Below are 14,511 nucleotides of genomic sequence, written 5' to 3' on the forward strand. Positions count from 1 at the left end.
TTATTTCCAAAGCTGAGCGGCAAATACAACCAAAATGCCGATCGGCGCCACATAGCGCATCAAAAAGAACGTCAAAGCGAAAAGTACCGGACTGCGGATCGACAACTCGTCACGCACCGCCTCCCGGCCCATCACCCAACCTGCGAAAACCACAAAGCACAAGCCACCCAGCGGCAACATAATGCGTGAAGTGAAGAAATCGATCACTCCAAAAAAATCCAGCCCGCCAGTCGCGCCCCACTGGTAGAGGTGAAACGCGCCGCCATCGTTCACGAAGAATTTGGCCTGCTGCCAGATGTTGAACGAGAAAACGGTACCCAGCCCGACAAACCAGCAAATGAACGACAACCAGAAGGTGACCCAGCCGCGACGCAGTTTTGTACGTTCGACAAGGTAGGCCACCATCGGCTCCAGCAACGAAATGGCCGAACTCCAGGCGGCCACCGCCACCAGCACAAAGAACACCACGCCCATCAATTGCCCGAATGCCACGTTGCCGAAAGCAAAAGGCAACGTGACAAACATCAGGCCTGGCCCCTCACCTGGATTAAGGCCCGCTGCAAAGACAATCGGGAACAGCGCCAACCCGGCAAGCAGCGAGACGAAGGTATCAAGCAACGCGACACCGACAACTGTTGCACTGATTGAAGCGTCCTTGGTCATGTACGCGCCGTAGATCATGATCGACCCGACACCCACGCTCAGCGAAAAGAAGGCATGCCCCATCGCCGGCAACAAGCCATCCAGCAGCTTCTCGGGCTTGAAATCGAACATAAAATGCACGCCTTCCATAAAGTGCCCGGTCGTCAGGCTGTACCCCAGCAGAATCACCATCAGGATGAACAGCAGCGGCATCAGAATCCGAAGACTGCGTTCAAGGCCCGCGTTCACGCCCTTGGCGATGGTAATCGCCGACAGCAGCATGAACAGCGTGTGCCACCCCACCAGCCGCCACGGATCAGCGATCATGGCGCCGAAGAAGCCACCGACCTGATCCGCCGTCACACCCTGGAAGTCGCCCTTTCCTACATCAAGGATGTACTCCAGAGACCAACCGCCGACCACGCTATAGAAAGACAGGATCAACAGCGCCGTGATCATCCCGGCGAAAGCCCCCCACGACCACTTGGTCGAATGCCCCGCCTCCCGCGCCAGCACTTTCAGTGCATTGGCCGGGCTTTGCCGTGAGCGGCGGCCAATCAGCGTCTCGGCGATCATGACCGGGATGCCGATCAGCGCGATGCACGCCAGAAAAACCAGCACGAATGCACCGCCGCCGTAGACGCCGACCATGTAGGGGAATTTCCATATACTGCCCAAACCTACCGCAGAGCCGGTAGCGGCCAGGATGAATACCCAGCGACTCGCCCAGCTACCATGGACAGAAACCTTGTCCGTCGACATCGTTGACACGTCCAACACGCAAAAAAGATCGCGCATTGTCCGGGATTCAATCAACGTGCTCAAGCACGCAGGTTGACCGTAGCCGACAACGCGGCGAGTCCCTATAATGCGTCGCCTATGGCTAAGCTCAAGAAACATCCCACAGGGACTATCGCGCAGAATAAAAAGGCGCGTCACGATTACTTCATCGAACACAAGTTCGAGGCCGGTCTGGTCCTGGCTGGCTGGGAAGTAAAAAGCTTGCGTGCCAACAAGGTGCAGCTGGTGGACAGCTACGTGCTGCTCAAAGATGGCGAGGCATGGCTGATGGGTAGCCACATCTCACCTCTGACGACAGCCAGTACTCACGTCATCGCTGACCCGACACGCACCCGTAAACTGTTGCTCAACCAGCGAGAGCTCGAAAAGCTCACCACCTCGGTTCAGCAAAAAGGCTATGCCTGCGTCGCCCTTGCCCTTTACTGGAAGCAGCACTTGATCAAGTGCGAGATTGCTCTGGGCAAAGGTAAGAAGGAGTACGACAAGCGCCACACCGAACGCGAACGCGATTCGGACCGTGAGCTGCAGCGTGCCGTGCGCAGCAAGGGCAAGGATGATTAAGCCCTGAAAAGCTGCTCGGTTCTGTAGGAGCGAACTTGTTCGCGAGGCGTCGCGTCAGGCTGACCGCGGAAAGTCTCTCGCCAACAAATTGTCTCCTACAGAAGAGCCGGGCTTGAACTCAAATCCCATTACGCCGTTCTGCCCGCGCCTCGCGCTGAACCTGCTGCCTGACCTCTTCCAGCACCTCTTGCACGTACAGCAAGTGCCGGCTCGACACTTCACGCGCATCATCTGCGCGCCCCTCAATGATCGCCAGATACAACTCACGATGCTGACTGATCAGCATGTCGCGAGTTTCTGCGCGCTGTTTGTACATGCCGCCAATGTTGGTAACGACGTTTCGCGTCAGCAGATCAAACAAGCCGCGAATGGTGTGCAGCAACACCGCGTTATGGCTGGCTTCGGCAATCGCCAAATGGAAGGTCGCATCAGCGGCACCCTCCTCGGCTCGGCTCACCTCATCGGCGCGGCTGTAGCAATCCTGTAGCGCATCGAACGCCTCACGTAGGCGAGCACGGTCTACATCCGTCGCACGAATGGCCGCGTAATAGGCGCAAGACGCTTCAAGCGTATGGCGAAACTCCAGCAAATCCCGCTGAGCCTCAGTGCTGCTTTCGAGCAAATGCATCAGCGGATCGCTAAACGTCGAGCCCAGGTTCTCGACCACATAATTGCCGCCACCCTGCCGGCTGATCAGCAGCCCTTTTGCCGTCAGCTTCTGGATTGCTTCACGAAGTGAGGGCCGCGACACGCCGAACTGTTCAGCCAGCGTGCGCTCGGCAGGTAAGCGCTCACCTGCCCTGAGCGTGCCCTCCAGAATCATTCGTTCGAGCTGCTCAACGATATCGTCAGACAAACGCCGTTGGCGCACCTGATCAAAGCCCATAACCACTCCAAATCCCCGACGATTTTCGGGGGGCGCATATTCTGGCTGATTGTGGCGACACATTCACCCGGCAGAGGCTGCGCAAAACTGCGTTTCAGCGAAAAAGCCGCCCAACTGCGACAAAAGTTCTAGAGCGACAAATTGACACAGCAACACCAAGGCTTTTAACCTAGCGGCTAGACATTGTAAATTGGTATTACCAATTTTGCGATGCCGGCGATGGATCGTTATCCGCTCCCTTTGCCGCAGGTCCTTCGCGACGGCGTAAGACTTGAGCTGGTGAGCTGTGCGACTCGTTCGTCAGCGACAGCAGGACGACAGCGCATATGGAGTCGCCTGCAGGAGCCGCGCACGTACGACATGGACACCGGGCCTAACCAACAACAATTAGGGGCCTCACACATGCAAACCTGGCAACAGCTCTACACACCGCTCGGCAGCCTGTGGCTCTCCGCCCTCGCCGCCCTCGTACCCATCGTGTTTTTCTTCCTCGCTCTGGCCGTGTTCCGGCTTAAAGGGCACGTTGCCGGCACCATCACCCTGATATTGGCGGTTCTGATTGCCATCTTCGCGTTTCAAATGCCGGCCGGCATGGCCATCGCGTCTGCGCTTTACGGCTTTTGCTACGGCTTGTGGCCGATTGCGTGGATCATTATCGCGGCGGTTTTTCTCTACAAACTGACGGTGAAAAGCGGGCAGTTCGAAATCATCCGCAGCTCCGTCATGTCCATCACTGATGACCAACGCATTCAGGTGCTGCTGATCGGTTTCTGCTTCGGCGCGTTCCTTGAAGGGGCTGCCGGTTTTGGCGCACCCGTGGCGATTACCGCCGCCTTGCTCGTAGGCCTGGGGTTAAACCCGCTTTACGCAGCTGGTTTGTGCCTGATCGCCAACACTGCGCCTGTGGCATTTGGCGCGCTGGGCATTCCGATCATCGTAGCCGGGCAAGTGTCGGGCCTGGACGCGTTCAAGATCGGCGCGATGGCAGGTCGTCAATTGCCGCTGCTTTCGGTCTTCGTACCGTTCTGGCTAATGTTCATGATGGATGGCGTGAAAGGCGTCAAGGAAACCTGGCCCGCCGCGCTGGTGGCTGGCGGCAGTTTCGCGGTCGTTCAATTCCTGACTTCCAACTACATTGGCCCAGAACTGCCCGACATCACCTCGGCGCTCGTCAGCCTGGTGTCGCTGACCTTGTTCCTGAAAGTCTGGCAGCCAGCCCGTACAGGTGAAACTCAAGTGGCGAGTACCGGCGGCGGTGCCGCAGTCATGGTTGGCGGCGGACCTGGCGGCTTTGGTCAGCCACGCACCACTCAGAAATCCCCTCACTCCATGGGCACCATTTTCAAAGCGTGGTCTCCGTTCCTGATCCTCACCGTTGTCGTGACGATCTGGACACTCAAGCCGTTCAAGGCGTTGTTTGCTGCCGGTGGTCCGCTTGAAATGTGGACGATGAACATCGCGATTCCGCTTCTGGACAAGATGGTCATCAAGGGCGCGCCTATTGTGGCGACACCCACGCCAATGCCTGCGGTGTACAAGTTCGACCTGATCGCCGCATCCGGCAGCGCCATTCTGTTCTCGGCCCTGCTGGCGATGATCGTCTTGCGCATCGCCCCTCGCATCGGTCTGACCACTTTCAAAGAGACGCTGATCGAGTTGCGTTGGGCCATCGTGTCCATCGGCATGGTGCTGGCATTTGCCTTCGTCATGAACTTCTCGGGCATGTCCTCGACGCTGGCATTGGTCCTGGCAGGTACCGGCGCAGCGTTTCCGTTCTTCTCGCCATTCCTTGGCTGGCTGGGCGTCTTCCTGACGGGCTCCGATACCTCGTCCAACGCGCTGTTCGGTTCGCTGCAAGCGACCACGGCGCACCAGGTTGGCGTCAGCGACATCTTGATGGTGGCCGCGAATTCCAGCGGCGGCGTGACCGGCAAGATGATTTCCCCGCAATCGATCGCCGTGGCCTGCGCGGCGACCGGTCTGGTGGGTAAAGAATCCGACCTGTTCCGCTTCACGCTTAAACACAGCATCTTCTTCGCCACCATCGTCGGCTGCATTACTTACGCCCAGGCCTACTGGTTCACCGGCATGCTGGTTCACTAATGAGACGAGCGCCGGGTGTGCTCATGCGCGCCCGGTCGCTGCTCCGCTCACTCAACGATGCGAGACTCCATGATCATTTCCGCCTCCACCGACTACCGTGCTGCGGCGCAACGCAAGCTGCCGCCGTTCCTGTTCCATTACGCCGACGGTGGCGCCTACGCCGAGCACACCCTGCGTCACAACGTTTCGGACCTGGCGAGCATTGCCCTGCGCCAGCGTGTGCTGAACAACATGTCCGAGCTGAGCCTGGAAACTTCGCTGTTTGGCGAAAAAATGAGCATGCCGATGGCTCTGGCGCCAATCGGGTTGTGCGGCATGTATGCCCGTCGCGGCGAAGTCCAGGCCGCGCGCGCAGCCGCAGCGAAGGGCATCCCGTTTACCTTGTCCACCGTGTCGGTCTGCCCGATCGAAGAAGTGGCCCCAGCCATCGACCGCCCCATCTGGTTTCAGCTGTATGTGCTCAAAGACCGGGGGTTTATGCGCAACGCTCTCGAGCGCGCCAAAGCTGCCGGGGTCAAAACCCTGGTGTTCACCGTCGACATGCCGGTCCCCGGCGCGCGCTATCGTGACGCCCATCACGGCATGAGCGGCGCGAACGGCCCTACGCGTCGGGTCCTGCAAGCCATGACCCATCCGCAATGGGCCTGGGACGTAGGCGTGAACGGTCGTCCGCACGACCTGGGCAACATCTCGGCCTACCTTGGCAAACCCACGGGGCTTGCCGACTACATTGGCTGGCTGGGGAACAACTTCGATCCATCGATTTCCTGGAAGGACCTGGAGTGGATCCGCGAAACCTGGGACGGCCCGATGCTGATCAAGGGCATCCTCGACCCCGATGACGCCCGCGATGCGGTGCGATTCGGTGCCGATGGAATCGTCGTTTCCAACCATGGTGGCCGTCAGCTCGATGGTGTGCTGTCCAGTGCCCGCGCTTTGCCCGCCATCGCTGACGCGGTGAAGGGTGAACTGAAGATCCTCGCTGACTCCGGCATCCGCAGCGGCCTGGACGTGGTGCGAATGATCGCCCTGGGCGCCGATGCCGTGCTGATCGGGCGCGCGTTCATCTACGCCCTCGCCACCCACGGCGAAACTGGGGTGAAGAACCTGCTGGACCTGTTCGAAAAAGAGATGCGCGTGGCGATGGTGCTGACCGGCGCCAAATCCATCAGCGAGATATCCCGCGATTCGCTGGTCCGTGAACTGGGCGTCTGAGTCCTGAGCCCGGAACCCTGAGCCACAACGCACGCGGCACGCCAGATGCCGCGGCGCCAAGAGGAAAACCGTATGAGCCTGCCCGCCTCCTTCCTGGCCGATGTCCAGCGACTGATCCCGCAGCACCGCCGGTTCGACGATCCTCTGTCGACCTTGGCCTTCGGCACCGACGCCAGCTTTTACCGGCTGATTCCCAAACTGGTCGTTCGCGTCGAGTCCGAGGATGAGGTGGTGGCCCTGCTCAAACTGGCGCAGGTCGATAAGGTGCCCGTGACCTTCCGGGCCGCCGGGACAAGCTTGTCCGGCCAGGCCATCAGCGATTCGGTGCTGATCGTGCTGGGCGATAACTGGAACGGGCGCGAAGTGCGCGAACACGGCGGTCAGATTCGCTTGCAGCCCGGGGTGATAGGCGCGCAGGCCAATGCCTGGCTAGCGCCGTTCGGACGCAAAATCGGGCCTGATCCTGCGTCGATCAACGCCGCGAAAATCGGTGGTATCGTCGCCAATAACTCCAGCGGCATGTGCTGCGGTACTGCGCAGAACACCTACCACACCCTCGCTGGCATGCGCATTGTGGTGGCCGACGGCACACGCCTCGACACCGAAGACGCAGGCAGCGTCGCAGCCTTTCGCACAAGCCACGCTGATCTGCTTGAACGCCTTGCTCAGCTGGGTCGCGACACCCGCGCCAATACGGACCTCGCCGCCAAGATCCGGCACAAATACCGGCTTAAAAATACAACCGGCCTGAGCCTTAACGCGCTAGTCGATTTTGAGGAGCCGCTGGATATCCTCAGCCATTTGCTGGTGGGCTCCGAAGGCACGCTGGGTTTCATCAGCGCCGTGACCTACGACACGGTGGTCGATCACCCACATAAGGCGTCCGCGCTGATTGTGTTTCCGGACGTCGAAACCTGCTGCAACGCCGTGACCGTACTCAAGACTCAGCCTGTGTCCGCCGTCGAATTGCTGGACCGGCGCAGCATGCGTTCGGTGCAGAATAAGCCGGGCATGCCGCCGTTCGTGCGCGAGCTGTCGGAAAACGCCTGCGCGTTGCTGATCGAAGCCCGCGCCGCAACACAACCGCTGCTGCATGAGCAACTGGCGCAGATCATGGCGTCGATTGCGCACTTCCCGGTGGACAAGCAAGTCGACTTCACCGAAGACCCACTGGAAAACGCACGGCTGTGGGCGATCCGCAAAGACACATTCCCCGCCGTCGGCGCCGTGCGTGAAACCGGCACCACAGTAATCATCGAGGACGTGACCTTCCCCGTCGAGCAACTGGCAATGGGCGTACGACGGCTGATTCAGCTGTTCGACAAGCATCATTACGACGAAGCGATCCTGTTCGGTCATGCGCTGGAGGGCAATCTGCATTTCGTCTTCACTCAGGGCTTCAACGATCCGCAGGAAGTGGCGCGCTATAAGGCGTTCATGGAGGACGTCACGCAACTGGTAGCCGTTGAATTCAATGGCTCGCTGAAAGCCGAACACGGCACCGGGCGCAACATGGCGCCCTTCGTCGAGCTGGAATGGGGCTCCGATGCGTATCAACTGATGTGGCAGCTCAAGCGGCTGCTCGACCCCAACGGCATTCTCAACCCGGACGTGGTGCTGAGCGAAGATCCGCAGATCCATCTCAAGCACCTCAAGCCGATGCCGGCGGCCGACGAGATCGTCGACAAATGCATCGAGTGCGGATTCTGCGAGCCGGTGTGTCCGTCGAAAGATCTGACCCTAAGCCCGCGCCAGCGCATAGTGATCTGGCGCGACATTCAGGCCAAAAAGCGCGCGGGCATCGATACCGCAGCGCTTGAAAAGGAATTCCACTATCAAGGCATCGACACCTGCGCGGCCACCGGTTTGTGTGCGCAGCGTTGCCCGGTCGGGATCAATACCGGCGAACTGGTGAAAAAGCTGCGCGCTTGCGAAGCCACTCATGACAAAGCCGCAGGCTGGCTGGCGCAGCATTTCAATACCGCGCTGCAAGGTGCGCGCTTCACATTGCACGCAGCTAACGGTGCGCGGATGTTGCTCGGCGCACCAAGGCTGGCGAAGTTTTCAGCGGCGCTGACCAAGGCATCTGCCGGACGCGTCCCACAATGGACGCCGGCAATGCCGCAGCCAGAAAGCGCCATCCGCTTCACGCCGCCGGTTGAGGATCAACGACCGCGCGTGGTTTATCTGGCGGCCTGCGTCTCTCGCGTAATGGGCCCTGCGGCGGGTGATAGCGAGCAGATGTCGCTGCTGGATAAGACTCGCGGCCTGCTGGAAAAAGCCGGGTATCAGGTGGTGTTTCCGGAAGACCAGGAAAGCCTGTGCTGCGGCCAGCCCTTCGCGTCCAAAGGCTACGCCGAACAGGCCGAAGAGAAACTTCAGCAACTGCTCGCGGCGCTGACCAAAGCCAGTCGCGGCGGCTTGGACCCGATCTACTGCGACACCAGCCCATGCACCCTGCGGCTGGTGCAGGACCTCAAAGAAACCCGGCTGGACCTGTACGATCCGGTGCGCTTCATTCGCACTCATCTGCTGGACAAACTGGTGTTCACACCCCAGCAACAAGCCATCGCCGTGCACGTCACCTGCAGCACCCAGCACCTGGGCGAGAGCCAGGCGTTGATTGAACTGGCCCGAATGTGCAGCGTGAATGTGGTGATTCCCGAAGGCATCCACTGCTGTGGTTTTGCGGGTGATAAAGGCTTCACGACGCCTGAGTTGAACGCCCACTCGCTGCGCACGCTCAAAAATGCTGTGCAGTACTGCGATGAAGGGATATCGACCAGCCGGACCTGTGAAATCGGTCTCACTCAGCATGGCGGGATCGATTATCACGGTCTGGTGTATCTGGTGGACAGGGTCACGCAACCAAGAACCGCTTGATCGCGACATGGGGTCCGGAGTTCGCTGCTTTTTATTACCTGATGTGTGATGTGGCTTTTTCACATTATTGCAAAAAAAAATAGAACCCCTGCGATTGCGGGCAGTCAGTTTGTTTAAGCCCCACGAACAACGACGAGGCTTACTAACACTCTCGGACATCGGCCCTACGAAGCGGCCATACCGAGTCCCCAGGTTAAAGGAGATACAACATGAAGCGCACAGCACTCACTGGTTTGTTCCTTACCGCTGCACTGATGGGTTCCCCGGTATTCGCGGCTGACGATCTTTGCGGCGCAAACATCGCATCGCTGAAGAACGCGCAGGCGTCGACCAGCACTAACCTGGGCACCGACAGCAAGGCCGAACTGGACAAAACCGTCGAAAGCGCAACCGCTGCCCAGAAAGCCGGCGACGAAAAGAAATGCATTGAAATCACTACCAAACAGATCACCCAGCTGAAAACCGGTGGTGACGGCAACGACGGCGGCGCCGCCAAGTAATCGCTGGCATGGCAACGGGCATGAGCACGTTGCCAGTGGAAAGTCAGGCGGGAGGTCGACGTATATGATTGATTCGGGTAGACTCCGCCGCCTGACTGCTAGGGCAGCAGATCTGGGGCCGATTAGGATTCGACGCCGGTGATGAAACTCTAGGGGCATGCCGAGTTGGTAACAGAACTCGTAAATCCACTGTTGCAACTTTCTATAGTTGCCAATGACGAAACCTACGGGGAACAAGCTCTCGCCGCGTAAGCGGTGCTAGCCTTCCTTCTGGTAGCTTCGGCTCCAGCAATCATCAGGGGATGTCTGTAAACCCAAAATGATTGTCATATAGAACAGAATCGCCGTGCAGTACGCTGTGGACGAATCGGCTAAAACTTACACAGCTCGCCCAACGCACCCTGCCAATCGGGTCGCAGAGGGTTAACTTAATAGATCTGGCTAAGCATGTAGTCCCGAAAGCGGAGTACTGGCGGACGGGGGTTCAAATCCCCCCGGCTCCACCAAATCCTGCAAAAAGCCCGCGTTGATCGCGGGCTTTTTGTTGTCTGGCGTATAGCGAACGGCACCCGTAGAAGCGCGCTTGCCCGCGAAGGCGCCACCAGAATGTTTCCCCGCTTGCGAGCCAATCTCCAACTGGCTACTTTGCGCTCGCCGTTGCCAAATCAGCGGCCTAGGCGTAGGAACCCGGAATTATCTAGGTCCGCATATGCCAACCGTATCAACTGTGGGCGTTCACGCGTTTTGCAGTAAGTCATGGTAGCTGTGCGCGGGCACGCTTCGGCGTGGCCGGGTGCATAGAGTTCCGGATTCCTACCCCGCGCACAGCTGCCAGCCAAAACCCGCAGGAAGGCCATTGGCAGCTCCATCACTCTAGGAACGAAATTATGACAATCGATCTTCAGATCCAAACACTTGACCAATGGATCACCGAAGTGACGGACTACTAAATCCGTCCCTTGTGCTCCTGCTTCCATGGTGTCCTGCCGACGATCACTCTTTACGAAAATGAACCATCGAATCAACGAAGCGCTGGGCTTTGCTCTGCCCGTCGACTAAAGAACTGTTGAGCACAGATCCAGCCCGGTTTCGGGTGATCACCACCCAGCGGCCACGCTTCGAATAAAGCGTGACTGTTCCTATCGAATTGAAATAGATGCGGGTTTGCAGTGACTTCGAATTGGTCGTCGATGATCCGGAGGTAAATGCGCCGTTGCCAATAGGAACAGCACTGGCGAATCCATTGGTCTGCGAAACCACACCGTTTCCATATGCGATGTATTCGGTGGTGAAAGCCACTTGTTCAGGCCTGGTCTTCTGAGGCTGCTCCATCAAGACCTGCTCTATTACCGACTTAGCCTGCTCGTCAGATATCGTGGCTGCCTGATACTCAACAACCTTCGATGCACACCCAGTGAGGATTAGCGTTGATAACAAGATAGCCCACTTCATTTACATCTCCCTGGAGGCATCAGCTGTGCAGTGGGATTCTACCTTGGTCGCTCAAGGCACATCCCGAAGTCCGGGAGCGAAGTTCCGAACCTATTTACACTCACATGAGCCCTCGCCGCTGCACTCACCTTTCCGTTCATCATGGCCGTCGAAGGCAGCAACATCGACCAGGTGCACAAGGCTTACCTGCAGTAGATGGGTATGATGAAATAAATCCGTCCCCTTTATTCGCGCCTACCGACGCAGCGGGCGAATGGGATTAACGAACTACTGCCACATAGGTGGAGGCCCACCTAATGGTGCAACCTCTGACGGGGCACCGCATCAAGATCTGCCTAGTCGCCCAAATCAGCGAGATTACCGTTAGGCCGGACATAATAATTATCGAATTCACCGCTTTCGACGAATACGAAGCCATGGCGAGTGTAAAACCGATTTGAAGCGCTTTCCTTGAGAGCACCAACCTTGAGGGGACGTCCGATCTCATCGGCCTCTCTGAAAATCTGAGTAAGAACTTCAGAGCCGATTCCTGCTCCCTGAGCACTGGGTATCACATATAAGTGGTCAAGCAGAAGCTCGCCCTGAAGATCTTTGATGACGACAAAACCGACCAGATTACCCGACACTTCTATGCGGCGTGTGCTGTTAGCATCGAAGCCACCAAGAAATCGTTCGCGCGCACGCCCTGGGTTAAATCGTCCAAGCCGTTCAAGGCTCTCGCGCATAGCCTCAAGCCTGATGGCCACCAGATCTTCCAGGTCGTTATTGGAAGCTGCGCATAAAACGACAGTGGATTTTTGATCAGCAGAGGCTGGCATAACAAACGCCCTAAACATGGCCGGTCAGTGATTATAGAGAACAGAATCCGCATAACCACTACTGCCTCGGCTCAATGGAGCAGACGAGCGATCCAAAACATTGGGTGGATCGAGGTAACTGCTACTTCAGCTAAGTGAGCGAAGGCCGTCGTATCTGCTGCCTCTAGCAACGAAAGATCGCCGGATCGGCGAGTGGGCGGATTAAATAAATCCGTCCCTTCACAATGCCTCCACACCAACCTAGCAAGGACGCCCAATGAAACCGCTGTTAGCCCTTCTCCTCTCACTCCTAATCACCGGCTGCGGCACCGTCAACACGGTCTTTCGCAACGACACCGTCGCCGCCAACCAGCTCACACGCTGGAAATCTCATTGCGATGGTGTGCCCCGTATCTACAGCGGCGTATCCATCGACTTTTGCGCGCTGCATGCGGAACCCCGCACGCTGAAAAGCTCGAAAAATGGTTATCCGAGTGCGGGCCTCGTTGTTCTGGACATGGCGGCTTCGGGTATTGCTGACACTGTGCTGCTGCCTTACACGATCTACACGCAGACCCGGTACGGCGGCATTGAGGCTGCGCGGTTTTGAAACCATTCGGGCAGAAGCCGGCGCAGTCGATGATGAACGCTGCCCATTGACCTTCCCCCAATGGCAGGGATTACCGTGCTCACTTCTACCTCTACAACAATGAGATGAATTCCCTCATGAAGAAGATCCTGGCACTCACCACCCTCGCCGTTGCCCTCACCTCCCCGTTCATCATGGCCGCCGATGACAGCAGCATTGATCAGATGCACAAGGATTACATGCAGTCGATGGGCGGGATGAAGGACGACATGCATTCCGGCGTCATGAGCAATGACCCGGATGTGGCGTTCGCTCAAGGGATGTTGCCTCATCACCAGGGCGCGGTAGACATGGCCAAGATTCAGCTCAAGTACGGCAAAGACCCGGAAATGCGCGCGCTGGCCGAGAACATTATCAAGGCGCAGGACTCAGAAATGGCGCAAATGAAGGCCTGGCTTAAAGCTCATCCAGAGAAGAAATAAGCGCCCGAACCGAACGCTGCTGCGAATTCAATCGTCGGCGTTCGTACCGTTCATCACCGCTCGTCACCTGTAGCCCGCAGGCTAGAGCGGTGTGTTGTGACAACGTTAACAGCGGCGTAGAATCCCCGCCATCACGCTGCACTTTCTCATACTCATAATATTTTGCTCACCTCATGCACTGCCCAGGCACCAGCCTTCGGCGGTTTTTTTGTGTGCAGGTCTTTTGAGGGCGAGGTGGTTTCAGTGGCCGTCGATGTTTACTTATGTTCGTGAGTCGTTAAATGAATAGCACCCAGGATGCCCGCACCGGAAGTTGGCTGAGCGTCATCGCTCTGGCCCTCGCGGCTTTTATTTTCAACACCACGGAATTCGTGCCAGTGGGGCTGTTGAGCGCCATCGGCCACAGCTTTGACATGACAACAGCCCAGGTCGGGCTGATGTTGACGGTGTACGCCTGGGTGGTTTCGCTCACCTCGCTGCCGATGATGCTGATGACCCGCAACATCGAACGGCGCAAGTTACTGACCTTCGTGTTCGTGGTGTTTATCGCCAGCCACATCATGTCGAGCATGGCGTCGAGCTTTTCCATGCTGCTGATCAGCCGCATCGGTATCGCGTTTGCGCATGCGGTGTTTTGGTCGATCACGGCTTCGCTCGCAGTGCGGGTCGCGCCAGAAGGCAAACAGGTGCAGGCGCTGGGTTTGCTCTCCACCGGGACAGCACTGGCGATGGTATTGGGCATTCCACTGGGCCGGATTCTCGGCGAAGCGCTGGGCTGGCGCATGACGTTCCTGGCGATTGCCGGCGCTGCGGGCGTCACCGTTCTGTGCCTGCTCAAGTCGCTGCCGCTGCTGCCGAGCCAGAATTCGGGTTCGCTGCGCAGTTTGCCGATCCTGTTCAAACGCCCTGCGCTGATGACGTTGTACTTGCTGACCGCATTGGTGGTGACAGCGCAGTTCACTGCCTACAGCTACATCGAACCTTTCGCACAGAACGTCGCGCACATGAGCGGCGAAATGACGACGGTGCTGTTGTTGCTGTTCGGCGGCGCTGGGATTCTTGGCTCGTTCGTGTTCAGCCGTTACAACAATCGCTTCCCGCAAGGTTTGCTGATCACGTCTATCGCGGCGCTGGCAACCAGTCTGCTGTTGCTACTGCCGCTGGCGGGTAGCTCGTCCATGCTGGGCGGGTTGAGCATCATCTGGGGCATCGCGATCATGTGCTTCGGTCTGGTGATGCAGTCTAAAGTCCTGGCGATGGCGCCCGATGCAACCGACGTGGCGATGGCCCTGCACTCAGGGATCTACAACATCGGCATCGGCGGCGGCGCACTGCTCGGCAGTATGGTGATCAGCCAGCTCGGCATCGCCAACATCGGTCTGGTGGGCGGGCTTTTGGCTGGCGGCGGCCTGCTGCTGTGCTGCCTGGCCACTTACAGGTTTCGCGAGACACTGCGCGCCTGAGGCTTCCAGGCCATCCGTTGAGAAGGCGCCGACAGCGAAAGCTGCGGCGCCTTTTTCATGTCTACCCCCGCGAAATCAAGTTCCGCCGGCGAACATCATTCCTGTCGATATTCACCATTCGTGCTTATGGCTTCCGC

At 58.2% G+C, this 14,511-nt stretch carries 12 protein-coding genes and 1 other RNA gene; 9 read left to right on the forward strand and 4 right to left on the reverse strand.

Going from position 1 to position 14,511, the window contains the following annotated elements:
* The gene (locus ACWKWM_RS17950; RefSeq protein WP_483847433.1) at nt 1-1,404 is read right to left on the reverse strand and encodes a sodium-dependent transporter; all 1,404 of its coding nucleotides are present in this window, start codon (nt 1,402-1,404) and stop codon (nt 1-3) included.
* 117 nt (nt 1,405-1,521) lie between these two features.
* Between ACWKWM_RS17950 and smpB the strand changes: the two genes are divergently transcribed.
* On the forward strand, nt 1,522-2,004 hold the full coding sequence (gene smpB, locus ACWKWM_RS17955) for an SsrA-binding protein SmpB (RefSeq protein WP_483838003.1): 483 nt from the start codon (nt 1,522-1,524) through the stop codon (nt 2,002-2,004).
* A gap of 118 nt (nt 2,005-2,122) precedes the next feature.
* Here smpB and ACWKWM_RS17960 read toward each other — a convergent pair whose 3' ends face one another.
* Nucleotides 2,123-2,890, reverse strand: coding sequence for a GntR family transcriptional regulator (locus ACWKWM_RS17960; RefSeq protein ID WP_483847434.1), 768 nt, complete (start codon nt 2,888-2,890; stop codon nt 2,123-2,125).
* Between the two features lie 402 nt (nt 2,891-3,292).
* On the opposite strand from ACWKWM_RS17960, the gene ACWKWM_RS17965 reads away from it, so the two are divergent.
* The 5 genes from ACWKWM_RS17965 (at nt 3,293) to ssrA (ending at nt 10,097) form a co-directional block, all read left to right on the forward strand.
* Nucleotides 3,293-4,993 (forward strand): lactate permease LctP family transporter, encoded by a 1,701-nt coding sequence (locus ACWKWM_RS17965; protein WP_483847435.1) that lies wholly within the window; start codon nt 3,293-3,295, stop codon nt 4,991-4,993.
* Between the two features lie 69 nt (nt 4,994-5,062).
* Nucleotides 5,063-6,208: an FMN-dependent L-lactate dehydrogenase LldD gene (lldD, locus tag ACWKWM_RS17970; protein WP_483847436.1), complete on the forward strand. Its 1,146-nt coding sequence runs from the start codon at nt 5,063-5,065 to the stop codon at nt 6,206-6,208.
* Nucleotides 6,209-6,280: 72 nt separating this feature from the next.
* Nucleotides 6,281-9,091, forward strand: coding sequence for an FAD-binding and (Fe-S)-binding domain-containing protein (locus ACWKWM_RS17975; RefSeq protein ID WP_483847437.1), 2,811 nt, complete (start codon nt 6,281-6,283; stop codon nt 9,089-9,091).
* Nucleotides 9,092-9,300: 209 nt separating this feature from the next.
* The gene (locus ACWKWM_RS17980; protein ID WP_483847438.1) at nt 9,301-9,591 is read left to right on the forward strand and encodes a hypothetical protein; all 291 of its coding nucleotides are present in this window, start codon (nt 9,301-9,303) and stop codon (nt 9,589-9,591) included.
* Nucleotides 9,592-9,705: 114 nt separating this feature from the next.
* Nucleotides 9,706-10,097, forward strand: a transfer-messenger RNA (tmRNA) gene (gene ssrA / locus ACWKWM_RS17985).
* 487 nt (nt 10,098-10,584) lie between these two features.
* On the opposite strand, the gene ACWKWM_RS17990 is transcribed toward ssrA, so the two are convergent.
* Nucleotides 10,585-11,043, reverse strand: coding sequence for a hypothetical protein (locus ACWKWM_RS17990; RefSeq protein ID WP_483847439.1), 459 nt, complete (start codon nt 11,041-11,043; stop codon nt 10,585-10,587).
* Nucleotides 11,044-11,378: 335 nt separating this feature from the next.
* A complete protein-coding gene (locus tag ACWKWM_RS17995) occupies nt 11,379-11,861 on the reverse strand; it encodes a GNAT family N-acetyltransferase (protein WP_483847440.1) in 483 nt (160 codons plus the stop codon).
* 256 nt (nt 11,862-12,117) lie between these two features.
* On the opposite strand from ACWKWM_RS17995, the gene ACWKWM_RS18000 reads away from it, so the two are divergent.
* The 3 genes from ACWKWM_RS18000 to ACWKWM_RS18010 all read left to right on the forward strand — a co-directional run bounded on the left by ACWKWM_RS18000 (nt 12,118) and on the right by ACWKWM_RS18010 (nt 14,374).
* Nucleotides 12,118-12,450: a YceK/YidQ family lipoprotein gene (locus ACWKWM_RS18000; protein WP_483847441.1), complete on the forward strand. Its 333-nt coding sequence runs from the start codon at nt 12,118-12,120 to the stop codon at nt 12,448-12,450.
* Nucleotides 12,451-12,566: 116 nt separating this feature from the next.
* On the forward strand, nt 12,567-12,911 hold the full coding sequence (gene copM / locus ACWKWM_RS18005; protein ID WP_483847442.1) for a CopM family metallochaperone: 345 nt from the start codon (nt 12,567-12,569) through the stop codon (nt 12,909-12,911).
* 281 nt (nt 12,912-13,192) lie between these two features.
* Nucleotides 13,193-14,374 (forward strand): sugar transporter, encoded by a 1,182-nt coding sequence (locus tag ACWKWM_RS18010; protein ID WP_483847443.1) that lies wholly within the window; start codon nt 13,193-13,195, stop codon nt 14,372-14,374.
* Nucleotides 14,375-14,511: the final 137 nt, after the last annotated feature.

This window comes from Pseudomonas rosaeacicularis (genome assembly GCF_057128745.1).